Below are 25006 nucleotides of genomic sequence, written 5' to 3'. Positions count from 1 at the left end.
GGGCAGCCGCAATCTAAAACAGGGCAGTGAATATGGTAACCATTCGTGATGTGGCACGGCAGTCTGGCGTTTCTGTAGCGACCGTTTCCCGCGTACTGAACAACAGTGCGCTGGTGAGTCCCGATACGCGTGAAGCGGTAATGAAGGCAGTCACTCAGCTTGGCTATCGACCTAATGCCAACGCACAAGCACTGGCGACGCAGGTAAGCGACACGATTGGTGTTGTCGTCATGGATGTATCAGATGCGTTTTTTGGCGCGCTGGTAAAAGCCGTGGATATGGTTGCCCAGCAGCATCAGAAGTATGTCCTGATTGGCAACAGCTACCATGAGGCGGAAAAAGAACGTCATGCCATTGAGGTGTTGATTCGCCAACGCTGTAACGCGCTGATTGTACATTCTAAAGCACTGAGCGATCGGGAGCTGGCCGAGTTTATGGATCAAATTCCCGGCATGGTTCTGATCAACCGCCTTGTTCCTGGCTACGCACACCGTTGCGTCTGCCTGGATAACATCAGCGGTGCCAAAATGGCTACCCGAATGCTGCTAAATAATGGTCATCAACGCATCGGTTATCTGGCATCAAGCCACCGTATTGAAGATGACGCCATGCGCAAAGAAGGGTGGTTAACTGCCCTGAAAGAGCAGGGGATTGTTGCGGCAGAAAGCTGGGTCGGCACTGGTTCGCCCGATATGCAGGGCGGAGAGTCCGCGATGGTGGAACTGCTGGGGCGTAACTTACAACTGACGGCGGTCTTTGCTTACAACGACAATATGGCAGCCGGCGCGCTGACTGCGCTAAAAGATAACGGCATCGCTATTCCATTACACCTTTCTATCATTGGCTTCGATGATATTCCCATCGCGCGTTACACCGATCCGCAGCTAACCACTGTGCGCTATCCCATTGCCTCAATGGCAAAAATGGCGACGGAGCTTGCGCTACAGGGGGCGGCTGGCACGTTGGATCCGCAGGCGTCACATTGTTTTATGCCAACGCTGGTGCGTCGCCATTCAGTAGCGCTGCGGCAGAATGCGGCACCGATCACTAACTCATAACGTTGCGCGATGTAACCGCTTTCAATATGTGAGTAAATTCACAGTATATTAACAATGCGATAGCTATGATGACACTGTTTGTTGCGCTGTAACTACTATGTAACGGTGAATAATCACTTTCATCGAGGTATAGGTGCCTTAAACAAAAATTAAAGCCTGTTTTTGGAGCGTTGCCAGACACGGAAGAAATATTTTTTAAAAGTGAGCTTCGGCGTTCAGTAACACTTCAGTAACGTTCTGCCTGCCGAGCATTTATCTCAAGTACTACCCTGCATAATAAAACCGGAGATACCATGAATAAGAAGGTGTTGACCCTGTCTGCTGTAATGGCAAGCATGTTATTCGGCGCGGCTGCGCACGCTGCTGATACCCGCATTGGTGTGACTATCTATAAGTATGACGATAACTTTATGTCTGTAGTACGTAAGGCTATTGAAAAAGATGCCAAAGCGGCACCAGATGTACAGCTGCTGATGAACGACTCGCAGAACGACCAGTCCAAACAAAACGATCAGATCGACGTGCTGCTGGCAAAAGGCGTTAAAGCACTGGCGATTAACCTGGTTGACCCGGCAGCTGCTGGCACGGTCATTGAAAAAGCACGCGGACAGAACGTACCGATCGTATTCTTCAACAAAGAACCTTCTCGTAAAGCGCTGGACAGCTATGACAAAGCGTATTACGTCGGTACCGACTCTAAAGAGTCCGGCATTATTCAGGGTGATTTGATTGCCAAACACTGGGCAGCTAACCCGAACTGGGACCTGAACAAAGACGGCAAAATTCAGTTTGTTCTGCTGAAAGGCGAACCGGGACACCCGGATGCTGAAGCACGTACCACTTACGTGATTAAAGAGCTGAACGACAAAGGCATTAAAACTGAGCAGCTGCAGTTAGATACTGCAATGTGGGATACCGCTCAGGCGAAAGATAAGATGGATGCGTGGATGTCTGGTCCAAACGCGAACAAAATTGAAGTGGTTATCGCTAACAACGATGCGATGGCAATGGGTGCAGTTGAAGCGCTGAAAGCGCACAACAAAACCAGCGTACCAGTATTTGGTGTGGATGCGCTGCCAGAAGCGCTGGCTCTGGTGAAATCTGGCGCCATGGCCGGTACCGTCCTGAACGATGCCAACAACCAGGCGAAAGCCACCTTCGATCTGGCGAAAAACCTGGCTGACGGCAAAGGTGCGGCAGATGGCACTAACTGGAAAATTGAGAACAAGATTGTTCGCGTTCCGTACGTAGGTGTCGATAAAGATAATCTGGCAGAGTTCACCAACAAATAAATACTCCGTATGTGGGCGCAATTTCATTGCGCCCTTAATAACGCACTCTGCAAGGCCAACAAGGTATAATTATGGTCAGCACACATACTCAGTCGTCAGGCGAATACTTGTTGGAAATGACCGGCATCAACAAGTCCTTCCCCGGCGTTAAGGCGCTTGATAATGTCAATTTAAAAGTCCGCCCGCATTCTATTCACGCCCTAATGGGAGAGAATGGCGCGGGGAAATCAACATTATTGAAATGTCTTTTCGGCATCTATCAAAAAGATTCCGGCAGTATTTTATTTCAGGGTAAAGAAATCGATTTTCATTCTGCGAAAGAAGCGCTTGAAAATGGTATTTCGATGGTACACCAGGAATTAAACCTGGTATTACAACGTTCTGTAATGGACAACATGTGGCTGGGACGCTATCCCACCAAGGGCATGTTTGTCGATCAGGAAAAAATGTACCGTGATACCAAAGCGATATTTGATGAACTGGATATTGATATCGATCCGCGTGCGCGTGTCGGCACATTATCCGTTTCACAAATGCAGATGATTGAAATTGCGAAAGCATTCTCCTATGACGCCAAAATCGTCATCATGGATGAGCCAACTTCATCGTTAACCGAAAAAGAAGTTAACCATCTGTTCACCATCATCCGTAAGCTGAAAGAGCGTGGATGCGGTATTGTTTATATCTCTCACAAAATGGAAGAAATCTTCCAGCTGTGCGATGAAATTACCGTTCTGCGCGATGGCCAGTGGATTGCGACCCAGCCGCTGGAAGGGCTGGATATGGATAAGATCATCGCCATGATGGTCGGACGTTCACTGAACCAACGTTTTCCGGATAAAGAAAACAAACCTGGTGAAGTCATTCTGCAAGTGCGTAACCTGACCTCGCTGCGCCAGCCGTCGATTCGTGATATCTCGTTTGATTTGCACAAAGGGGAGATTCTTGGGATTGCAGGTCTGGTAGGCGCAAAACGCACGGATATCGTTGAAACGCTTTTTGGTATTCGTGAGAAATCATCAGGTACGATTACGCTACACGGCAAAAAAATTAATAACCACAGTGCAAATGAAGCCATCAACCATGGTTTTGCACTGGTCACGGAAGAGCGCCGTTCAACCGGTATTTATGCGTATCTGGACATTGGTTTTAACTCGTTAATCTCCAATATCCAAAACTATAAAAACAAAGTTGGTCTGTTGGATAATTCCCGCATGAAGAGTGATACCCAGTGGGTAATTGACTCCATGAGGGTAAAAACACCGGGTCATCGTACGCAAATCGGTTCACTTTCTGGCGGTAATCAGCAAAAGGTGGTTATTGGTCGTTGGTTATTAACCCAGCCAGAAATTCTGATGCTGGATGAACCGACACGTGGAATCGATGTTGGCGCGAAATTTGAAATTTATCAGTTGATTGCCGAACTCGCGAAAAAGGATAAGGGGATTATTATTATTTCCTCTGAAATGCCGGAGCTGCTGGGTATTACCGATCGTATTCTGGTGATGAGCAATGGTCTCGTTGCTGGAATTGTTGACACTAAAACAACAACGCAAAACGAAATCCTCCGTCTTGCGTCTTTGCACCTTTAAGATTAGGGGCTCCTCATGAGTGCGTTAAATAAGAAAAGTTTTCTTACTTACCTGAAAGAAGGCGGAATTTACGTTGTTCTTTTGGTTTTGCTGGCGATTATTATTTTCCAGGATCCCACTTTCTTAAGCTTACTGAACCTGAGTAATATTCTCACGCAATCCTCGGTGCGTATTATTATCGCATTGGGTGTGGCTGGACTGATTGTTACCCAAGGGACCGACCTGTCGGCGGGGCGTCAGGTTGGCCTGGCGGCAGTGGTGGCGGCAACTCTGTTGCAGTCGATGGAGAATGCCAACAAGGTGTTCCCGGAAATGGCGACGATGCCGATCATTGTAGTGGTGCTGATTGTCTGCGTGATTGGCGCCATTATAGGTCTGGTGAACGGTATTATCATTGCTTATCTGAACGTAACGCCGTTTATTACCACACTGGGTACGATGATTATCGTTTACGGGATCAACTCCCTGTACTACGACTTCGTCGGCGCATCGCCAATTTCTGGCTTTGACAGTGGATTCTCAACCTTTGCGCAGGGCTTTATTGCACTGGGCAGTTTCCGACTCTCCTACATCACTTTCTATGCGCTGATTGCGGTGGCTTTTGTGTGGGTGCTGTGGAACAAGACCCGCTTCGGTAAAAACATTTTCGCCATCGGCGGAAACCCGGAAGCTGCGAAAGTGTCCGGTGTAAACGTTGCGCTGAACCTGCTGATTATCTATGCGTTGTCTGGCGTGTTCTATGCCTTCGGTGGTTTGCTGGAAGCAGGGCGTATCGGCTCAGCGACCAACAACCTCGGCTTTATGTATGAGCTGGATGCGATTGCGGCGTGCGTGGTTGGCGGCGTGTCGTTCAGCGGCGGGGTAGGTACCGTGTTTGGCGTAGTGACCGGTGTGATCATCTTCACCGTCATCAACTATGGTTTGACCTACATCGGCGTGAACCCTTACTGGCAGTATATTATCAAAGGCGGCATTATCATCTTCGCGGTCGCGCTGGACTCACTGAAGTACGCGCGTAAGAAGTAATCTGGGAAGAGAAAAATAAAACCGGTGCAGAGGCGTTCTGCATCGGTTTTTTTATTTGATAAAGAGTAACCAGATACCAGTGAACAGTGCACCAATGGCCATACCGAAATAAACGATGATATAGCTCCAGTAAGTGCTGGGTTCTTTAGCGCGAGAAATGATCATTGGCGTCTGCGAACTTTTCACTGTTTTCTCGACGATACCGGAACGCAGTCCCTTCAGGCCTTCTCTGCACGTCCAGAGAACAATCATCAGTACGCCAATAACGATAAAGATCGTTTTTCCTTCCATGCTTATTTTCCTTGTTTCTTTTGTAATTCGAGTAATTGTTCAGGCGTGACCGCCGGATACCCCTGCGCATCGTCCGGTACCTGATGCATGGTAGGGATGGGCACCAGTGGACCTAAAAAACGGGGCTCACGTTTGAAAATGTAGAGATCGGCGAGTGCGCCAAAACGGGCGCCAAATTCACGAACCCGCACGGTGAGCATATCTTTTGGCGAAGGTACGGCGTAGCACTGGGCCTGAATACCCATATGCAGCGCAATAAACAAGGCGCGCTCACAGTGGAATCGTTGAGTAATAATGATGAAATCGTTGGTATCGAACACCTTGCGGGTACGCACGATGGAGTCAAGCGTCCGAAACCCGGCGTAATCAAGCACGATGTCAGCGGGATCGACGCCTGCGGCAATCAGATCCTTACGCATCGTCATGGGTTCGTTATAGCTTTGCTGGGCATTGTCGCCGCTTAACAGCAGATAGTTTACCTTCCCGCTGTTATAGGCGTTCAATGCGCCCTGAATACGGTAGCGGTAATACTGATTGATGACGCCGGTGCGGTAATACTTCGCCGTGCCCAGAACCACACCTACCTGGCGGTAGGGCAAATCCTGCAGTTCGTCGTAAATGTAGGGAGCCGTCTTCCAGCTCATCCAGCGATCGAGTCCAAGCACAGTCAAAAGCAGCAAGCCTAGCAGGACTAACAGGCTGTAAAACACGCGCTTTAACATGCAGAAAACTCGTTATTTGGATGGAATTTCAATCAGGCTACTGTACCGGAAGACGTAGCGCAAGAAACAGCAGTCTGATTGAGGGGATTTTAGGCATTCTGCATAGTGCCGGATAGCGGTGTAAACACCTTATCCGGCCTACGAACTGGCGTTATTGAGTCGATTAACCCAGGAGAACGCGCTCAATATTATTGCAGCCCAGTGCTTTCAGCGTGGCGGAGGTCGCATCCCACTGAATCAACGGCGCGTCGGCTTTTTCAGCCAGCACGGCGCGTTGGATATCTGGATAATCATAACCGTTCAGATTCAACAGGTTTAACGCGCCCTGCAGCGGTGGCAGGGTCGGGTTAAAGGCGGCATTTTCAGCATAGCTGCCGCTAAAAATACGGCCATCTTTACACTCCAGCGCCACGCCGCTTGGGGATTTGCTGTACGGCATATGACATCTGTTGGCAGCAGTGATTGCCGCTTGGGTCAACGCATCGCCCTGCAGCGCGAAGCCGTGATCCTGATCGTCCATCAGCAGCGTTTTAATCTCCAGATCTTTCGGGCCGAAGGCATCTGGCAGGTAATCACGCAGCACGTGTGGCGCACGTCCCGGCAGATGAATCCGTAAATCCAGTCCGCTGTTCAGTTCGTTCATAAACTGGCGACAGTGGCCGCATGGCGTGTAGTTGACGGTGATGGCGGCGAGCCCTTTTTCACCGCGCAGCCAGGCGTGGCTGATAGCGCTTTGCTCGGCATGAACAGTTTGCTGCATGGTCGCGCCCAGGAACTCCATGTTCCCACCGAAGTACCAGTTGCCGCTGATGCCGCGAGAAATTGCCCCAACGTTGAAGTTGGACAGCGGAGTACGTGCGCAGGCCGCAGCCAGCGGCAGCAGAGCGAATGCCAGCGCGTCTTCGTCCAGTCCCGATTCGCGTTTTAGCAAAGAGACCTGCTCAGCAGTCAGCATGGCGGGGAAATGTGCATCCGCCAGAACAGGGGCCAGGGCTGATTGCAAGTTATCCGCGAGTTGGGCAAAAGCAGTTTGAAAACGTGGATGCATGGCGATGCCTCATAACAATGTAATGGAATCGTAGTTTACGGGCCTGTTATGGCTTTATATGTGATCCAAATCTCATTGTGTATGCAACTTATGAAACTTAAATGAAAAATGTGCAACGCATCGCAAATAAATAGCTAAAAAATGAAGATTAACCCACCACTGCCAGAATAATCGGGAACAGGAACGGGGCTACCAGCGAGGTAATAATGCCGCAAATGACCAGCGCCAGTGAGCTAAACGCACCTTCCTGATAGTCCAGTTCCGCACAGCGTGCGGTGCCCAGGGCGTGAGACGCGGTGCCCATTGCCAGCCCACGAGCGGCCTTAGTGCGAATACGCATGGCATTGAGTAACGTATGTCCAAATACCGCCCCGAGAATGCCGACAAAAATGACGCATACGGCGCTGATCGCCGGAATGCCGCCAATACTGCCTCCCACGGCCATAGCGATAGGCGTGGTGACCGATTTTGGCATGATAGACGCGGCAATTTGCGGCGATGCGCCCATCAACAAGGCGATTGTTGTACCTGTAACCATCGCCACAACGCTCCCGGCAAAACAGATAGCAATGATTGATTTCCAGCGGGCGCGAATCTGGTGCAACTGTTCGTATAACGGATAGGCCAGCGCGACCACGGCAGGCTGCAGCAAATCGTTCAGCACTTCGCTGCCTTTGAAATAGTGATCGTAGGGAATACCTGTCAGCAGCAGAATGGGAATGATCACCACCATGGCAACAAGCAGCGGATTCAGCAAAGGCATTTTAAAGCGAGCTGCCAGCTTACGTGCGCCAAAAAATACCGCCAGCGTAAGAGGTAACGACCACCAGATATACGACATCATTTTTTTGCTTTAGCCTCTTTTTGCCCAACGATTTTGCGCTCACCGTGCACAATGTGCGAGCTCCAGCTCACCACCAGGAAAACGACCAGCGTACTGATGGTACAAGACACCACCACCGGACCAAATTGCGCGCGCAGCAGGTCAAAGTACTGCATGATCCCCACGCCAATCGGGACAAACAACAGGGCCATATAGCGAATCAGCACGTAGCAGCCGGGGTTAACCCATTTTGCCGGTAACACCTGCAAAGCCAGTAAGACAAATAGGATCAGCATGCCGATAATGCTGCCCGGAATGGTGATGGGGAGTAGCGATGCAAGAAAAATACCTGCATAGAGGCAGGCATAAATCAGGACGAATGCGCGCAAATATTGCCAGATAACGTTCAGTGCTTTGCTCATAGTTGAAACCCTTGACGAGATTCATTCATCATACAATTAAACTTAAAAACGTGCTACCGATCACATCATGAATTCTAAGCATAGAGGAAATAGATATCTGGAACATCGGGCGATGGCCCTAACTCTCCGCGCTAAACTTGTGCCAGGTAGTACAGAAAACGGTTCAGGGCGGTAGTAGGCGTTTCGTTGTTGCGCCAGAATACGCCGACGCTGCCTTTTTGTTCAATCTTTGGCAGATTCAGGATAACCAGTTGTCCCTGGGCGGCATACCGTTGTGCCAGCCGTAGAGAAAGAATAGAGATCATGTCGCTACTTTGCAGCAGGTTGGTACTGACGTTGATTGATGCCGATTCAATGATGTTTTCCGGCAACATTACGCCGTTATCAACCAGCGCGTTATCAATGCTTATCCGGATAGGGGTTCCTGTCGGCCAGACAATCCAGCGCCAGTTAGCCAGATCGTGCCAGGTGAGCAGGGGATATTTTGCCAAGGGATGATCGGGGCGGGCGACGAAACAGACCGGCTCGGTATACAGCACCTGATAATTGAGCGGCAACTGAAGCGCCCGACCGCCGACGCGACCGACGACGACATCCACCGAACCCGCGAGCAGATCGTGCAGCAGCGGGGTCATCACCTTCTCTTCAATATTAAGATGCAGGGTTGGCAGTTCTGTGAGCAAACCCAGTATTGCCTGTGAAACACAATCGGTCGCTACCGGCGAGCAGCCAATCTTCAGACTCCCTACAAGGCCGCCTTGCTTAAAACGGGCGATTTCATACTGCGAACGCTCCATATCATTGATCAGGCGTTGGGCATGTTGCAGTAGCAACTTGCCGCCTTCGGAAGGACGCAAGCCTTTACTGTGACGTTCAAAGAGCGTGATGCCAATCTCATCTTCGAGCTGTGATAACCATTTCGACAACGCGGGCTGGGTGATATTCATCATCCGGGCGACGTGCGTCAGATTTCCCTGTTCGCCCAGCGCGATAAGCGTTTGCAGGTGTTGCAACTTCAGTTTCTGCGCCCAGTTTGCCATTTGCTATAACCTCCAGGTTATGCCTCTGCATGAAAAGCCATTGTACATTTCATCTCCAAACATACAAAGTCGCAACATACCTAAAACAAAACAGACATCTACTCTACCTGCACTGAGGCATTCACTATGACTCAACAACGTGATCTACAAGCACTGATCGATTCCGCCCCCGTCGGTAAGACCCAGTGGCGCGTTATCATCTGCTGTTTTCTGGTTGTCATGCTCGACGGATTTGATACCGCGGCGATTGGTTTTATCGCACCCGATATTCGCACTCACTGGCAGCTGACTGCTGGCGATCTGGCACCGCTGTTTGGTGCAGGTCTGCTGGGGCTGACCGCTGGCGCGCTGCTCTGTGGCCCGCTGTCCGACCGTTTTGGCCGCAAACGAGTGATAGAACTCTGCGTGGCGCTGTTCGGTGCGCTTAGTCTAATTTCGGCTTTTTCACCCGATCTGCAAACGCTGGTTATTTTGCGCTTTCTTACCGGCTTAGGGCTGGGCGGCGCGATGCCGAATACCATTACTATGACCTCGGAATACCTGCCCGCGCGTCGGCGTGGCGCACTGGTCACCATGATGTTCTGTGGCTTTACTCTGGGATCGGCAATGGGCGGTATCGTCAGCGCACAGCTGGTGCCGGTGATTGGTTGGCACGGCATTCTGGTGCTGGGAGGCGTTCTACCGCTAATGCTGTTTGTTGCTCTGCTGTTTGCGCTACCGGAATCCCCGCGCTGGCAGGTTCGTCGTCAACTGCCGCAAAACGTGATTGCCAGAACCGTCAGTGCCATCACCCGGGAACGTTATGACAATACCCATTTTTATCTCAACGAAGGTGCCGCGATAGCTAAAGGCAGCATTCGCCAGCTGTTCGTTGGGCGACAGCTGCCTATTACTCTGATGCTATGGGTAGTGTTCTTTATGAGCCTGCTGATTATTTATCTGCTCTCCAGCTGGATGCCAACGCTGCTTAACCATCGTGGAATTGATCTGCAGCATGCCTCCTGGGTAACTGCCGCCTTCCAGATTGGAGGAACGCTGGGGGCACTGGCGCTGGGCGTGCTGATGGACAAATACAATCCTTTCCGCGTGCTGGCCGTGAGTTATGCGCTGGGCGCAGTGTGCATCGTCATGATTGGCCTGAGCGAAAACGGTCTGTGGCTGATGGTACTGGCTATTTTTGGCACCGGCATCGGCATCAGCGGTTCTCAGGTTGGTCTTAATGCGTTAACCGCCACGCTTTATCCGACACAAAGCCGGGCGACGGGCGTCAGCTGGTCTAATGCAGTGGGGCGCTGCGGCGCGATTGTCGGCTCGCTTTCCGGCGGGGTGATGATGGCGATGAATTTCTCATTCGATAACCTGTTTTTCATTATTGCCGTCCCGGCGGCCATCAGCGCGGTAATGCTTACGCTGCTGACGGTTGTTATCCGCCAGTCGGCCTCTGCCTCAAATACTCTGCCACGCGCAGGTGTTGTGAATGAATAAGGAGAATCCCTATGTCTGAACTGAATCAGGACGTTAAGAACAGCCGTCAGCAGTTTTACCAGCATATTTCCGGGCAGAATCTGACCCCGCTGTGGGAGTCGCTGCACCGCCTGGTGCCGCCAACACCGAACGCACATTGCGCGCCTGCGTACTGGAACTATCAGGAGATCCGCCCGCTGCTGCTGGAAAGTGGCGATCTGATTGGCGCGAAAGAGGCGATTCGCCGCGTGCTGGTGCTGGAAAACCCAATGCTGCGTGGACAGTCTTCAATCACCCCAACGCTGTACGCGGGATTGCAGTTAATTATGCCGGGCGAGGTTGCGCCGAGTCATCGTCATAATCAATCTGCGCTGCGCTTTATTGTCGAAGGGAAAGGGGCATTTACCGCTGTGGACGGTGAGCGCACCCAGATGCATGAAGGCGATTTTATTCTGACGCCGCAGTGGCGCTGGCACGATCACGGCAACCCGGGCAGTGAACCGGTGGTGTGGCTGGACGGTCTGGACCTGCCGTTGGTGAACCTGCTGGGCTGTGGCTTTGCGGAAGACTACCCGGAAGATCAGCAGCCGGTCACGCGCAAGGAAGGGGATTACTTACCGCGCTACGCGGCCAATATGCTGCCGCTGCGTCATCAGAAAGGTAACTCATCGCCGATTTTTAACTATCGCTACGATCGCAGCCGTGAAGCACTGCATGACCTGACCCGCATGGGCGACGCCGATGAGTGGGACGGTTACAAGATGCGTTACGTCAACCCGGTAACCGGCGGTTATCCCATGCCTTCAATGGGAACCTTCCTGCAACTGTTGCCGCAGGGCTTTTCCTCACGAATGGCGCGTACCACCGACAGCACTATCTACCACGTGGTGGAAGGAAGTGGGCAGGTCACCATCGGCAATGAGACCTTCAACTTTTCGCCAAAAGATATCTTTGTGGTGCCAACCTGGCACGGCGTGTCGTTCCAGACCCACGAAGATACCGTCTTATTCAGTTTTTCGGACAGACCGGTTCAGGAAGCACTGGGGTTGTTCCGCGAAGCACGCTATTAATTTGGGAGAGAGAAAATGACGCAATACGTATTTGAACCACAAGTGCCTGTTACCGTTCCGGTTGTTGGCTGTGATGAACAATTTCCTGTGCGCCGTGTTTACTGTGTGGGCCGTAACTATGCCGCTCATGCGCGTGAAATGGGCTTTGATCCGGATCGTGAACCACCGTTCTTCTTCTGTAAACCTGCCGATGCGGTAGTCCCGGTGGCGGCTGGTCAGATCCTTGAACTGCCGTACCCATCGCAAACCGATAACTATCACTATGAGATAGAGCTGGTGGTGGCGATTGGCAAAAAGGGCAGTGATATTCCGCTGGAAAAAGCGCACGAATATATCTGGGGCTATGCCACCGGTCTGGATATGACTCGCCGTGACCGGCAGATGGAGATGCGCCAGATGGGGCGTCCGTGGGAAATCGGCAAAGCGTTTGATCTCTCTGCGCCCATCGCGCCGCTGCATAAAGCCAGCGAAAGTGTGGATGTTAACCATGCGCCAATCTGGTTGCAGGTCAACGGCGACGATCATCAGCGGAGCGATATTCGCCATCTCATCTGGTCTGTGAATGAAACCATCAGCTATTTGTCAGGCTTTTTCGAACTGCAGCCGGGCGATCTGATCTACACCGGTACACCCGAAGGCGTGGGGGCGGTAGTGAAAGGGGATGTGATCACCGGAAACGTAGACGGTTTAACCCCCATCGCCGTGAAAATTGTCTGAGGTGGATGATGAAGCTGTACAGTTTCTTTAATAGCTCGGCGTCATATCGGGTGCGCATTGCGCTAGCGCTGAAGGGGCTGGATTACCAGACGGTGGGCGTCAACATTCGCATCGGTCAGCAGAACGAACTGGCCTACAGACGGATGAACCCGGTGGGACTGGTGCCGACTCTGGTGACCGATGACGGAGAATCACTTGGGCAGTCGCTGGCAATAATTGACTGGCTAGATAGCCACTTTCCGCAGTCGCCGCTGCTGCCTGCTGACTTTCCGATGCGCAGTAAGGTGCTGGAAATAGTCTATGCCATCGCCTGTGATATCCACCCGGTGAATAACATGCGGGTACTGCGCTACCTGAGCGAAGAGTTAAAGGTCAGTGAAGAAGATAAAAAACGCTGGTATGCGCACTGGATCCAGCAGGGGCTAAGCGCGGTGGAACAGATGCTGCGCCAGAGCCATTCGGGGACGTTCTGCGTGGGTGATGCGCCAACGCTGGCGGATTGCTGTCTGATCCCACAGTGGGCGAACGCGTTACGTATGGGCTGCGATCTGAGCGGATATCCGCGCTGTAAGGCGGTATATGATGCCTGTACTCAGCTTCCGGCGTTTATCGCAGCCGCGCCCGAGAATCAACAAGATAAAATTCCAGCCTGATAAGGAGAACGACAATGGCTAAAGTGACACGCGCAATTATCGTGGGTGGCGGGATTGGCGGCGCGGCGACCGCGCTATCGCTGGCCCGTCAGGGCATTAAAGTGATGTTGCTGGAGAAAGCGCACGAGATTGGTGAAATTGGCGCGGGTATTCAGCTCGGGCCGAATGCATTCTCTGCTCTGGACAGCCTTGGCGTGGGGGAAATCGCCCGCCAGCGCGCCGTTTTTACCGACCACATCACGATGATGGATGCGGTAAATGCGAAAGAGGTGGTCCGCATTGAAACCGGCCAGGCGTTCCGCGATCACTTTGGCGGTCCTTATGCGGTTATCCATCGGGTTGATATTCACGCCAGCGTTTGGGAAGCGGCGCTGGTGCATCCTAACGTTGAGTATCGCACTTCAACTAACGTGGTTGATATCCGCCAGACAGAGAATAACGTGACGGTATTTGACGAGCACGGCAACAGCTGGACGGCGGATATTTTGGTCGGCTGTGACGGTGTGAAGTCGGTTGTCCGCCAGTCTCTGATTGGCGATGCGCCACGGGTTACCGGACACGTGGTCTATCGCGCCGTGATTGATTGCGATGATATGCCGGAGGATTTACGCATTAACGCACCGGTGCTGTGGGCCGGACCACACTGTCACCTGGTGCACTATCCGCTGCGCGGCGGTAAGCAATATAACCTGGTGGTGACCTTCCACAGTCGTCAGCAGGAAGAGTGGGGCGTGAAGGATGGCAGCAAAGAGGAAGTGCTCTCCTATTTTGCGGGTATCCATCCGCGCCCGCGCCAGATGCTGGATAAACCGACATCATGGCGGCGCTGGTCCACTGCCGACCGCGAGCCGGTAGAAAAATGGGGAACCGACCGCATCACGCTGGTGGGGGATGCCGCTCACCCGGTGGCGCAATATATGGCGCAGGGTGCCTGTATGGCGTTGGAAGACGCGGTAACGCTCGGTAAAGCGCTACAGCAGTGTGATGGCGATGCGGCTGATGCCTTTGCGCTGTATGAGTCGGTGCGTATTCCGCGTACCGCACGCATCGTCTGGTCAACGCGTGAAATGGGCCGTGTCTACCACGCCGCAGGCGTCGAGCGTCAGGTACGTAATCTGCTGTGGAAAGACAAATCGCAGGCGGAGTTTTATCGCGGTATGGAATGGCTGTACGGTTGGAAAGAAGATAACTGTCTGTTGCCGCGCTGAGCCTCTTTAATCTCCCGAACGGAGGCGCTACCATAGCGCCTCTTTTTTTGCGGGTGACGATATGCGTGTTTTACTGGCACCGATGGAAGGCGTGCTCGACTCACTGGTGCGCGAGCTGCTGACTGAAGTGAATGATTACGATCTGTGCATCACCGAGTTTGTGCGCGTGGTGGATCAGCTCCTGCCGGCAAAAGTATTTCATCGACTCTGCCCGGAACTGCATAACAACAGCCGGACGCCATCCGGCACGTTGGTTCGCATTCAGCTGTTAGGACAGTATCCGCAGTGGCTGGCGGAGAATGCCGCACGCGCGGTAGAACTGGGCTCGTACGGTGTCGATCTAAACTGTGGCTGTCCATCGAAGCTGGTGAACGGTAGCGGCGGTGGCGCAACATTATTGAAAGATCCTGAGCTTATCTACCGGGGCGCAAAAGCTATGCGCGAGGCGGTCCCGGCTCATCTTCCGGTGACGGTGAAAGTTCGTCTGGGCTGGGACAACAGCGACCGGCAGTTTGAAATTGCCGATGCCGTCCAGCAGGCTGGTGCCAGCGAACTGGCGGTGCATGGCCGAACCAAAGAGCAGGGCTACAAGGCGGAACATATCAACTGGCAGGCGATTGGCGAGATCCGTCAGCGGCTGTCCATTCCGGTTATTGCGAATGGCGAAATCTGGGACTGGCAGAGCGCCCAGGATTGTATGGCCATCAGCGGATGCGATGCGGTGATGATCGGACGTGGCGCATTAAATATTCCGAACCTGAGCCGCGTGGTGAAATACAACGAGCCGCGTATGCCGTGGCCTGAAGTCGTGACGCTGTTGCAAAAATATACCCGCCTTGAAAAGCAGGGGGACACCGGGCTGTATCATGTAGCGCGGATTAAGCAGTGGTTAGGGTATTTGCGCAAAGAATATTCAGAGGCAACAGAACTGTTTCAGGAAATTCGTGCGTTAAATAATTCGCCGGATATCGCACGTGCGATTCAGGCTATCGAGATTACTGCCTGATCTCAGTTCCAGTAGGCCGGATAAGGCGTTTACGCCGCCATCCGGCATCAGAGAGAAGAATAGCCTGAGATTTCTGCTATCAGGCCTGGGCGAAATGACGACATCAGAAAATCATCTTAAACACGCCTGTTACCACCAATAGCCCAATCAGAAAAATAATCAGAATTACCCACAGCAGAATTTTCATTAACTTTCCTTTTTTTGGTAAGTTCAGATTGAGTATAGGAAAGTATCAATCATTCTGCCTGGAGGCGTTGTTATGCAGGTTTACGTGCGCTGAGCAGAAACACCATCGGCCGCTCTTTTTCTTCATCTAAAGCCGGGTTTTCAGCAATCTGTTGCGCGGACGGTCCCCATTCATCGACACAAACGATCTCGAATCCGGCGGCAATCAGCGCATTAATCCAGGTCGCCAGCTTACGGTGCTGTTTTTTGACGCCTTCAGCAAACCAGTTACTGATGCGCTCACCTTCCTGCTGATAATGATTAACCGGCCAGGACAGCTGCCCAGTTTTATCTTTTATCCAACCCTGATTAAGCGGTGCGGTATAAATTGGATGCTCGGCAGAGAAAACTAACATACCGCCTGGTGTTAATGACTGGTAAATGGTTACGAATAATCGTTCTATATCGTGCAAATAGTGCAGGGCAAGCGAGCTATAAACCAGGTCAAAAGAATTTGGGGACAGGGTTAGCGTTTCGAGATCTTCACGCTGATAAACGATGCCATTACCCTGCGTCATACTGTGTGCCTGGGTTAACATCTTTTGTGAAATATCCAGTCCCATTACACTGGCTGCCTGATTATCGCGCGCGTAGCGGCAAAACCAACCATATCCACAGCCCAAATCAAGAATATTTTTGCCTTGAAGAGAGGGGAGCATCGCTTGTATTGTCGGCCATTCTGGCGCGCCGTCGAGTCCCTTTACTGAACGATCCAGCGTGGCATATCCGGCAAAGAACTCAGGATCGTCATAGATATTCTGTGACATAACATCTCCATCCATTAATTATTAAAATTATTTAATCTATATTATTCACGAGGTGTATATTTTTCTGATTATATATTTTTATTGCCAAAGATGTATTGCCACGCGTAACTAAAAAAGCAACAGCGACAAGTCGTAATCTCTGCACATCTTTTCTTACCTGTATATCTCCATGAATCGTAATTCTGTGTTTGTCACGACGGCATTGTTGCCGCTTTTTGTTCTGATGTCTGGCTGCGCGCCGATGCATGATGACCGCCAGTCTCTGTCACAGCAGACGCCTGCCGCAAATGTCGATACCACATTGCCTGCCGCGTTAAAAAATGGCTGGCCGGACAGCCAGTGGTGGAAGGCATATCACGACCCCCAGCTTAATGCGTTGATTGACAGCACGTTACGAAATTCTCCTGATATGCAGGTCGCGGAACAGCGCATTCAACTGGCGGAGGCGCAGGCTAAGGCCGTGGAAGCGCAGGATGGCCCGGAGATCGACTTCTCCGCAGACGTTGAGCGTCAGAGAATGTCAGCTGAGGGGCTGATGGGACCTTTCGCCATAACCGATCCCGCAGCAGGAACCACGGGGCCGTGGTACACCAACGGTACTTTTGGTTTAACCGCCGGCTGGAATCTGGATCTGTGGGGTAAGAATCGGGCCGAAGTGACTGCGCGTATAGGGGCCGTTAAGGCACGTGAGGCTGAGCGCGAGCAAACCCGGCAGCTGCTGGCGAGCGGTGTCTCCCGTCTTTACTGGGAATGGCAGACGCAGGCGGCGCTGAAAACCGTGTTGACGCAAATCGAAACTGAGCAGCAAAACGTGATTACCGTCGATCGTCAACTGTATCAAAATGGCCTCACTTCTTCGGTAGAAGGCGTCGAAACCGATATCGATTCCAGCAAAACAGAGCAGCAGCTGAATGATGTCAGCGGTAAAATGAAGGTGATTGAGGCGCGCCTAAGCGCGTTGAGCAACTCGCAGTCCGTTGCCATGAAGCTCCATTCGACCAAACTGCCCGTGGTTGAAAGTCAGCTCCCGTCCCAGCTAGGTTATTCGCTGCTGGCCCGTCGACCAGATTTGCAGGCAGCACACTGGTACATTGAGTCATCGCTGAGCAGTATTGATGCGGCGAAAGCGGCGTTTTATCCCGATGTGAATCTGATGGCATTTTTACAACAGGATGCGTTACATCTGAGTGACCTGTTCCGCCATTCCGCGCAGCAAATGGGCGTAACCGCCGGGTTGACGCTGCCTATCTTTGACAGTGGCAGACTGAATGCGAATCTCGATATTACGAAAGCGCAAAGTAATCTGACGGTGGCGAATTACAACAAAGCTGTGGTGGATGCGGTGAATGACGTGGCACGTGCGGCATCGCAGGTAGAAACACTGGCGCAGAAAAATCAGCATCAGCAGCAGATTGAACATGACGCTCAGCGCGTAGTGGGGCTGGCACAGGCGCGCTTTAATGCGGGTATTATTGCGGGCTCCAGGGTTAGCGAGGCAAAGATCCCGGCATTACGTGAGCAGTGCAACGGTCTGCTTTTGCAAGGCCAGTGGCTGGATGCATCAATCCAGTTGACCAGCGCGCTGGGCGGCGGTTATCACGCATCCTGATTGTTCGGCCCGCCGGTATTCCGCTGTCGGGCCATCTTCATTGCGCTTTACGCGTGCTTCGGCGTTTCATCCACCAGCGAACGCCCGCGACTATCCCGATAACCAGCACCAGCCAGATGCCATGCTTGATATGCTGGTCGAGGCTGTGCAGCCACGGCGCGATCACTTCACCACCGACGTAGCCAAGGGTGGTAAATAGCAATGCCCAGACAAACGCGCCAAGAATATTTAGTGGTAGAAAGATCTTCGGCGGCAGGTGACTGGCGCCAATCAGTAAGGGACCAATAACGCGAAAGCCGTACATAAAGCGCGTACCGACCACAAACAGGTAAGGACGTCGTTGGATCATTTTCTGCGCATAATGAATTTTCGCCTGATGGCGCGAGAAACGACGCAGAATTTTGCCGCCAAAACGACGTCCGAGTAAATAGAGCAACTGATCGCCAATCATCCCACCTAGTGCGACCGAGAGTACCACCAGCGGGAATTTCAGGACTCCCTGATGCGCCACGACGCCGCCTAACAGGGTAATGGTTTCACCTTCCGCCAGGCTGCCGATGATTAACGCAGCATAGCCGTACTGCGCAACATAATGCGTTATATCCATACGTTGTATGACCTCCACTGGTCATAGCATACACCCTATGATTATTTGATGCCGGAAAAGCCGCGTAGTAGCGCATAACGTCGTTCAGTTCCCTAATGCCTGATGGCGCTTCGCTTATCAGGCCTACGGCTTACACACTTTTTACCCGGCGCTTCGGTATTTTCTCTGTGTACATAAAATAATCAAAAGCTGAATTATACTTGAAGTGTTGAGGTCCGGAGCTGACAAGAAGGGGGCGGTATGAACCATGTCTGGGGGCTATTTTCCCATCCCGATCGTGAAATGCACGTGATCAACAGCGAAAACGAAAGTGTTTCGCATCACTATACCCACCATGTACTGCTGATGGCGGCAATTCCGGTTGTTTGCGCGTTTATCGGCACCACGCAAATCGGCTGGAATTTTGGCGATGGCAATATCCTGAAGTTATCTCTGTTGACCGGATTTGCGATGGCAATTCTGTTCTACGGGGTCATGTTGGCAGGCGTCGCCGTCATGGGCCGGGTTATCTGGTGGATGGCGCGTAATTATCCGCAACGTCCGTCGCTGGCGCATTGTATGGTGTTTGCCGGATATGTCGCGACGCCGCTGTTTTTAAGCGGGCTGGTCGCACTTTATCCGCTGGTCTGGCTGTGCGCATTGGTGGGGACCATTGCGCTGTTTTACACCGGTTATTTACTCTATCTCGGCATTCCGACGTTCCTGAATATCTCTAAAGAGGAAGGCCTGAGCTTTTCCAGTTCGACGCTGGCGATCGGTGTGCTGGTACTGGAAGTTCTGCTGGCGATTACGGTAATCCTGTGGGGTTACGGCTATCGGTTATTCTGACGGATAAACCTGTCTGCGCTGCGTTGTTGACGTAAAAGTCAGCAACGCAGCATTTCGAGACGATTCTCCTGTGGCGGCAAACCTGCCGGATCGCTATGATGCCTGAGCTAGCTTGAGATAATACTTAGTCTCTGGCGGTGTGCGTTGTGACGTGCGTGAACCATTATCAGAAATCTCATCATGCTGAAATTCCGAGTTTCATTATTAAGCCTTGCCCTGGTGCTGGCCGTTCCTTTTGCACCCCAAGCCGTGGCTAAAACGGCAACTACCGCAGCAGCTTCTCAGCCTGAGATAGCGTCCGGTAGCGCGATGATTGTTGATCTGAATACCAACAAAGTTATCTATTCGAACCACCCGGATCTGGTGCGTCCGATTGCGTCGATTACCAAATTAATGACCGCGATGGTGGTGCTTGATGCACGACTGCCGTTGGATGAGAAGCTGAAAGTTGATATCAGTCAGACGCCGGAAATGAAAGGCATCTACTCTCGTGTGCGACTGAACAGTGAAATTAGCCGTAAAGACATGCTGCTGCTGGCGCTGATGTCATCAGAAAACCGTGCGGCGGCGAGCCTGGCGCATCATTACCCTGGCGGTTATAACGCGTTTATTAAGGCCATGAATGCCAAAGCGAAAGCGCTCGGCATGACTCAGACTCGCTTTGTGGAACCAACCGGCTTATCGATTCATAACGTCTCGACCGCCCGTGATTTAACCAAGCTGCTGATCGCCAGCAAGCAGTATCCGCTGATTGGCCAGTTAAGCACCACGCGTGAAGATATGGCGACCTTTGCCAACCCGGCTTATACGCTGCCATTCCGTAACACCAACCATCTGGTATACCGCGATAACTGGAATATTCAGTTAACCAAAACCGGGTTTACCAATGCGGCAGGCCACTGTCTGGTGATGCGCACCGTGATCAATAACAAACCGGTGGCGCTGGTGGTGATGGATGCGTTCGGTAAATATACCCACTTTGCCGATGCCAGCCGTTTACGTACCTGGATCGAAACGGGCAAGGTGATGCCGGTTCCGGCAGCGGCGCTGAGCTATAAAAAGCAAAAAGCGGCGCAGATGGCAGCGGCGGGTTCAGCGACGAGCGAGCAAACTGCACAGAACGATTAAATAAGACACCTCATCCGGCATACACATAGCTAATGTAGCGGTAGGCCGGGCAAGCGAAGCGCCCCCGGCAACATGCCCGGTGGCGCTTATCTTTTTCTGGTTTACGACTCTTTCCAGAACTTTTGCTTACTCGTTTTACCAATCCCCGGATTCATACTGTTGGTGGGGTCATTCTCGCGGTAAAAACGGGTTAATGTTTCCGGTGCTTTATACAGATGTCCGACGTTATGCTCTGCCGGATACTGTGCTCCGCGCTCGTGCAGAAGCTCCAGCATCTGCTCTTTCAGCGCATGCGCATCCACGCCTTTTTTCACGATGTAATCCTGGTGGAAGACGTAGCACATAAAGTGGCCGTAATAGAGTTTGTGCACCAGTTGGCTGTCGATCTCTGCAGGCAGATGCTCGTACCATTCGGTGTCGTTACGGCGCAGCGCGATATCCAGCGCCAGAATATCTTCCACTTCATCGGCATGTACGGCCTGATAACGAATCGCCGCGCCAGCCGCCGCAAAGCGATGCAAAAACGCCTTGCTGCCTTCTTCCGGCGTACAGGCAAAGAAGTCGCCTTCAGCGGTTTTGAAAAACTCGCTTAGCCAGTTTTGCGCTTCAGCCACGCCACCACCGGCCATTTTTAACAGCAGGTGATGTTCGTACTTATCGCGCCAGCTTTTCATGCGCGCGGGTAAGTGGCTGGGGAACAAATGGCCAAATTTCTGCATTGCCCGATCGGTGAAATGTGGACGGAAAATTTTCACTTTTTCCAGCATCGCATCGGTGCGACCTTTCAGGGTGAAGAAGAACGGCATTTTGTCGGTGCCGAGCTTGTCGATCATCAGAAACGTATCTTTGCCGTATTGCTCAGCGATGTCATAAATATCGCGGTGCATATATTCACCGGCGACCGGCAGATGCTCAAATTTTGCCAAAATATGACGGCGGATCTCCGTCAGCACCTCTGGCTGGTTGGTACCGATGTAAAAGACCTGCTGGTTTTTTTCGGCTTCGAAGGTGTCCAGACGCACCGCAAAAACCGCGAGCTTGCCTGCACAACCGGATGATTCAAACAACCGATCCGGGTCGGCGTTATAGCGAGCGGGCGTGTCCGCCTCAATATCTCTGACGCGGGTAACGTAGTCGTGATCGTGTGCATGACGCCCGTCATGGCGCACATCGTCATCTTTGATCCGCTCGTCATCAAGTTTGCTCAGGATCTGTTCCGGGGTCTGGCCCAGTTCGATACCCAGATGGTTAACCAGCTGTAATTTACCCTGCTCGTCAATACGCGCAAACAGCGACATCTCCGTGTATGCCGGACCGCGCTGAACCAGCGAGCCGCCGGAGTTGTTACAAATACCGCCAATCACTGAAGCGCCAATACAGGAAGATCCGATCACCGAATGCGGCTCACGGCCAAACGGTTTGAGCGCTTTTTCGAGTGAATAAAGCGTGGTGCCGGGATAGGCCAGCACCTGTTCGCCTTTGCCGATGACGTGCAGCTTATCAAGGCGCAGGGTGCTGATAATGACAATCTCGCGGTCGTAATCATTACCGCTTGGCGTAGAGCCTTCGGTCAGCCCAGTGTTGGCGGCCTGCATCAGGATAATTTTATCTGCGGCGACACAAGCGTTCAGGACGCGCCACAATTCTAAAAGCGAGCCCGGGAACACCACGGCGAGTGCATCGCCATGACCGGAGCGGAATCCCTTGCGATAGCGGGCGGTTTTAGCAGGGTCTGTGAGCAGGTGTGAATGACCTACCAGACGGGTCAGTTCATTCAGAAAAGCTTTATTATCTGTTGTAATGGAAGACATTCTCCACTCCTTGTGGTGGGACTCAATATCAGGAACAAGCATAGCGCTTTGTATGACAATACGCTTTCTCATTCACATTGTCTCTGGGTTGTCTTCCACTGAGTCGCGTTGGTTTCGAAAATTAGGAGAATAACCTTAGCTTTCTTTATCGCTCCCGTTTAGTCTTACGGCAAACTGCGGTTTTTGTTATATTTTCGCTGCCTCGTCGGGAAAAAATAAAGAGAGAATCAACATGAAATGGCTATGTTCTGTAGGTGTCGCGGTGAGTCTGGCGTTGCAACCAGCGCTGGCGGACACGCTGTTTGGTAACCATCCTCTGACGCCAGAAGCGCGGGATGCATTCGTTACCGATTTACTTAAACAGATGACCGTGGATGAGAAAATTGGGCAACTACGCTTGATAAGCGTCGGGCCTGATAACCCGAAAGAAGCCATCCGCGAGATGATCAAAGACGGGCAGGTTGGGGCAATTTTTAACACCGTCACGCGCCAGGATATCCGCAAAATGCAGGATCAGGTGATGGAGCTCAGCCGCCTGAAAATTCCTCTCTTTTTTGCCTACGACGTATTGCACGGCCAGCGTACCGTGTTCCCGATAAGTCTCGGCCTGGCGTCCTCTTTTAATCTCGATGCGGTCAGAACCGTTGGCCGTATTTCCGCGTATGAAGCTGCCGATGATGGTCTGAATATGACCTGGGCGCCAATGGTCGATGTCTCTCGCGATCCGCGCTGGGGCCGTGCTTCAGAAGGTTTTGGTGAAGACACGTATTTAACGGCTACGATGGGTAAAACCATGGTGGAAGCGATGCAGGGGAAAAGCCCGGCTGACCGCTATTCGGTGATGACCAGCGTCAAGCACTTCGCCGCCTATGGCGCGGTTGAAGGTGGCAAGGAATATAACACCGTCGATATGAGCCCACAGCGTCTGTTCAACGACTATATGCCGCCGTATAAAGCCGGGCTGGATGCCGGTAGCGGTGCGGTGATGGTGGGTCTTAATTCGCTAAACGGTACGCCTGCAACCTCAGACGCCTGGCTGTTAAAAGACGTGCTGCGTGATGAGTGGGGCTTTAAGGGGATTACCGTTTCCGATCACGGCGCGATTAAGGAACTGATTAAGCACGGTACCGCCTCCGATCCTGAAGATGCGGTGCGTGTGGCGATCAAGTCCGGCATCAACATGAGTATGAGCGATGAGTATTACAGCAAATATCTGCCGGGCTTGATTAAATCCGGCAAAGTGACGATGGCGGAGCTGGACGACGCCGCGCGCCACGTGCTGAACGTGAAATATGATATGGGGCTGTTTAACGATCCGTACAGCCATCTGGGGGCCAAAGAATCTGACCCACAGGACACCAACGCAGAAAGCCGTTTGCATCGCAAAGAGGCGCGTGAAGTGGCGCGCGAAAGCCTGGTGCTGCTGAAAAACCGTCTGGAAACGTTGCCGCTGAAAAAATCCGCCACCGTGGCGGTTGTCGGACCGCTGGCCGACAGCAAGCGTGATGTGATGGGCAGTTGGTCCGCCGCCGGTGTTGCCGATCAGTCGGTAACGGTACTGACGGGGATTAAAAATGCCGTCGGCGATCAGGGCAAAGTGCTGTACGCCAAAGGGGCGAATATCACCAACGACAAAGGCATTGTCGATTTCCTCAACCTGTATGAAGAAGCGGTAAAGGTTGACCCGCGTTCGCCGCAGGCGATGATCGATGAAGCCGTTAACGCCGCGAAGCAATCTGATGTGGTTGTCGCGGTAGTCGGTGAAGCGCAGGGCATGGCGCATGAAGCCTCCAGCCGCACCGATATCACCATTCCACAAAGTCAGCGTGACCTGATTGCCGCGCTGAAAGCCACGGGTAAACCGTTGGTTCTGGTGTTGATGAACGGTCGTCCGCTGGCGCTGGTGAAGGAAGATCAACAAGCCGATGCGATCCTCGAAACCTGGTTTGCCGGGACGGAGGGCGGTAACGCCATCGCCGATGTGCTGTTTGGTGATTACAATCCGTCAGGCAAGCTGCCGATGTCTTTCCCGCGCTCTGTTGGACAGATCCCGGTCTATTACAGCCATCTCAATACCGGTCGTCCGTATAACGCCGATAAACCGAACAAGTACACGTCGCGCTACTTTGATGAAGCCAATGGTCCGTTGTATCCCTTTGGTTATGGCCTGAGCTACACTACGTTTACGGTTTCTGATGTGAAGCTCTCTTCTCCGACGATGAAGCGTGACGGAACCGTGACGGCCAGCGTGCAGGTGACCAACACCGGCAAGCGCGAAGGTGCAACGGTGATTCAGATGTATTTACAGGATGTGACCGCCTCCATGAGTCGTCCGGTAAAACAGCTGAAAGGTTTTGAAAAAGTGAATCTTAAGCCAGGTGAAACCCAGACCGTCAGCTTCCCGATTGATATTGAAGCGCTCAAATTTTGGAACCAGCAGATGAAATACGATGCAGAACCTGGCAAATTTAACGTTTTCATCGGCGTGGATTCCGCCAGAGTGAAGCAGGGCGAATTTGAACTGCTGTAATAGATGAATAAAGTCATGCAGCATGCCTGATGGCCCTACGCTTATCAGGCTGACAAAGTCGTATCATCC

The 25006-nt window shown here is 52.3% G+C and carries 24 protein-coding genes; 14 read left to right on the top strand and 10 right to left on the bottom strand.

From position 1 onward, the window contains the following. The first annotated feature begins 32 nt into the window (after positions 1-32). From galS to mglC, 4 genes are all read left to right on the top strand, one after another. A complete protein-coding gene (galS, locus tag BZK40_RS09345) occupies positions 33-1058 on the top strand; it encodes an HTH-type transcriptional regulator GalS (RefSeq protein WP_032943995.1) in 1026 nt (341 codons plus the stop codon). 293 nt (positions 1059-1351) lie between these two features. Continuing rightward, entirely contained in the window at positions 1352-2350 is a 999-nt protein-coding gene (gene mglB / locus BZK40_RS09340) for a galactose/glucose ABC transporter substrate-binding protein MglB (RefSeq protein WP_003027399.1), read from the top strand. Positions 2351-2421: 71 nt separating this feature from the next. After that, the gene (gene mglA, locus BZK40_RS09335; RefSeq protein ID WP_003027396.1) at positions 2422-3942 is read left to right on the top strand and encodes a galactose/methyl galactoside ABC transporter ATP-binding protein MglA; all 1521 of its coding nucleotides are present in this window, start codon (positions 2422-2424) and stop codon (positions 3940-3942) included. Between the two features lie 15 nt (positions 3943-3957). Then, positions 3958-4968 (top strand): galactose/methyl galactoside ABC transporter permease MglC, encoded by a 1011-nt coding sequence (gene mglC / locus BZK40_RS09330; RefSeq protein ID WP_003027393.1) that lies wholly within the window; start codon positions 3958-3960, stop codon positions 4966-4968. Positions 4969-5019: 51 nt separating this feature from the next. On the opposite strand, the gene BZK40_RS09325 is transcribed toward mglC, so the two are convergent. The 6 genes from BZK40_RS09325 to BZK40_RS09300 all read right to left on the bottom strand — a co-directional run bounded on the left by BZK40_RS09325 (position 5020) and on the right by BZK40_RS09300 (position 9314). Next, positions 5020-5259: a DUF2542 family protein gene (locus BZK40_RS09325; protein WP_079934538.1), complete on the bottom strand. Its 240-nt coding sequence runs from the start codon at positions 5257-5259 to the stop codon at positions 5020-5022. 2 nt (positions 5260-5261) lie between these two features. Continuing rightward, positions 5262-5981, bottom strand: a complete 720-nt coding sequence (gene sanA, locus BZK40_RS09320) for an outer membrane permeability protein SanA (RefSeq protein ID WP_003027383.1) — start codon at positions 5979-5981, stop codon at positions 5262-5264. Between the two features lie 163 nt (positions 5982-6144). Beyond that, positions 6145-7029 (bottom strand): cytidine deaminase, encoded by an 885-nt coding sequence (gene cdd / locus BZK40_RS09315; RefSeq protein ID WP_079934537.1) that lies wholly within the window; start codon positions 7027-7029, stop codon positions 6145-6147. A gap of 148 nt (positions 7030-7177) precedes the next feature. Beyond that, positions 7178-7873 carry a CidB/LrgB family autolysis modulator gene (locus BZK40_RS09310; protein WP_003027380.1) on the bottom strand — a complete coding sequence of 232 codons (696 nt, stop codon included), beginning with the start codon at positions 7871-7873 and terminating at the stop codon, positions 7178-7180. After that, positions 7870-8274, bottom strand: a complete 405-nt coding sequence (locus BZK40_RS09305; RefSeq protein WP_003834497.1) for a CidA/LrgA family protein — start codon at positions 8272-8274, stop codon at positions 7870-7872. Before BZK40_RS09305 ends, BZK40_RS09310 begins: the two co-directional genes overlap by 4 nt. Before the next feature lie 131 nt (positions 8275-8405). Continuing rightward, the gene (locus BZK40_RS09300) at positions 8406-9314 is read right to left on the bottom strand and encodes a LysR substrate-binding domain-containing protein (protein ID WP_071444684.1); all 909 of its coding nucleotides are present in this window, start codon (positions 9312-9314) and stop codon (positions 8406-8408) included. Between the two features lie 126 nt (positions 9315-9440). Here BZK40_RS09300 and mhbT point away from each other — a divergent pair, with 126 nt between their 5' ends. The 6 genes from mhbT (at position 9441) to dusC (ending at position 15432) form a co-directional block, all read left to right on the top strand. After that, on the top strand, positions 9441-10799 hold the full coding sequence (gene mhbT / locus BZK40_RS09295) for a 3-hydroxybenzoate transporter MhbT (protein WP_079934536.1): 1359 nt from the start codon (positions 9441-9443) through the stop codon (positions 10797-10799). Positions 10800-10810: 11 nt separating this feature from the next. Further along, positions 10811-11848 carry a gentisate 1,2-dioxygenase gene (gtdA, locus tag BZK40_RS09290; protein ID WP_048234914.1) on the top strand — a complete coding sequence of 346 codons (1038 nt, stop codon included), beginning with the start codon at positions 10811-10813 and terminating at the stop codon, positions 11846-11848. A gap of 15 nt (positions 11849-11863) precedes the next feature. After that, positions 11864-12565, top strand: a complete 702-nt coding sequence (locus BZK40_RS09285) for a fumarylacetoacetate hydrolase family protein (RefSeq protein ID WP_079934535.1) — start codon at positions 11864-11866, stop codon at positions 12563-12565. A gap of 8 nt (positions 12566-12573) precedes the next feature. Next, a complete protein-coding gene (gene maiA, locus BZK40_RS09280) occupies positions 12574-13218 on the top strand; it encodes a maleylacetoacetate isomerase (protein ID WP_079934534.1) in 645 nt (214 codons plus the stop codon). 14 nt (positions 13219-13232) lie between these two features. Next, positions 13233-14426 (top strand): 3-hydroxybenzoate 6-monooxygenase, encoded by a 1194-nt coding sequence (locus BZK40_RS09275; protein WP_079934533.1) that lies wholly within the window; start codon positions 13233-13235, stop codon positions 14424-14426. Between the two features lie 61 nt (positions 14427-14487). Continuing rightward, positions 14488-15432, top strand: coding sequence for a tRNA dihydrouridine(16) synthase DusC (gene dusC, locus BZK40_RS09270; protein ID WP_048215919.1), 945 nt, complete (start codon positions 14488-14490; stop codon positions 15430-15432). 103 nt (positions 15433-15535) lie between these two features. Here dusC and yohP read toward each other — a convergent pair whose 3' ends face one another. Both yohP and BZK40_RS09265 read right to left on the bottom strand, forming a co-directional pair. Then, the gene (gene yohP / locus BZK40_RS25060; protein ID WP_015572324.1) at positions 15536-15619 is read right to left on the bottom strand and encodes a small membrane protein YohP; all 84 of its coding nucleotides are present in this window, start codon (positions 15617-15619) and stop codon (positions 15536-15538) included. Between the two features lie 70 nt (positions 15620-15689). Further along, positions 15690-16424, bottom strand: coding sequence for a class I SAM-dependent methyltransferase (locus BZK40_RS09265; protein WP_008785256.1), 735 nt, complete (start codon positions 16422-16424; stop codon positions 15690-15692). Between the two features lie 169 nt (positions 16425-16593). Between BZK40_RS09265 and mdtQ the strand changes: the two genes are divergently transcribed. Beyond that, the gene (gene mdtQ, locus BZK40_RS09260; RefSeq protein WP_079934532.1) at positions 16594-18033 is read left to right on the top strand and encodes a multidrug resistance outer membrane protein MdtQ; all 1440 of its coding nucleotides are present in this window, start codon (positions 16594-16596) and stop codon (positions 18031-18033) included. 37 nt (positions 18034-18070) lie between these two features. Here the strand turns inward: mdtQ and BZK40_RS09255 are convergent, their stop codons facing one another. Then, entirely contained in the window at positions 18071-18640 is a 570-nt protein-coding gene (locus BZK40_RS09255; protein ID WP_003834476.1) for a DedA family protein, read from the bottom strand. 240 nt (positions 18641-18880) lie between these two features. On the opposite strand from BZK40_RS09255, the gene BZK40_RS09250 reads away from it, so the two are divergent. Continuing rightward, positions 18881-19468 carry a Yip1 family protein gene (locus tag BZK40_RS09250; protein WP_003834475.1) on the top strand — a complete coding sequence of 196 codons (588 nt, stop codon included), beginning with the start codon at positions 18881-18883 and terminating at the stop codon, positions 19466-19468. A gap of 180 nt (positions 19469-19648) precedes the next feature. After that, positions 19649-20596, top strand: coding sequence for a D-alanyl-D-alanine endopeptidase (gene pbpG, locus BZK40_RS09240; RefSeq protein WP_048234922.1), 948 nt, complete (start codon positions 19649-19651; stop codon positions 20594-20596). A 101-nt stretch (positions 20597-20697) separates the two neighbouring features. Here pbpG and dld read toward each other — a convergent pair whose 3' ends face one another. Beyond that, positions 20698-22407 carry a D-lactate dehydrogenase gene (gene dld, locus BZK40_RS09235; protein ID WP_079934531.1) on the bottom strand — a complete coding sequence of 570 codons (1710 nt, stop codon included), beginning with the start codon at positions 22405-22407 and terminating at the stop codon, positions 20698-20700. 232 nt (positions 22408-22639) lie between these two features. Between dld and bglX the strand changes: the two genes are divergently transcribed. Continuing rightward, the gene (bglX, locus tag BZK40_RS09230; protein ID WP_003834471.1) at positions 22640-24937 is read left to right on the top strand and encodes a beta-glucosidase BglX; all 2298 of its coding nucleotides are present in this window, start codon (positions 22640-22642) and stop codon (positions 24935-24937) included. Positions 24938-25006 lie beyond the last annotated feature (69 nt).

Origin of the sequence: Citrobacter portucalensis (assembly GCF_002042885.1) — a bacterium.
GTDB lineage: Bacteria > Pseudomonadota > Gammaproteobacteria > Enterobacterales > Enterobacteriaceae > Citrobacter > Citrobacter portucalensis.
Note: the sequence above shows the minus strand (reverse complement) of the source record. Positions and strands in the feature narration are given on the sequence as shown.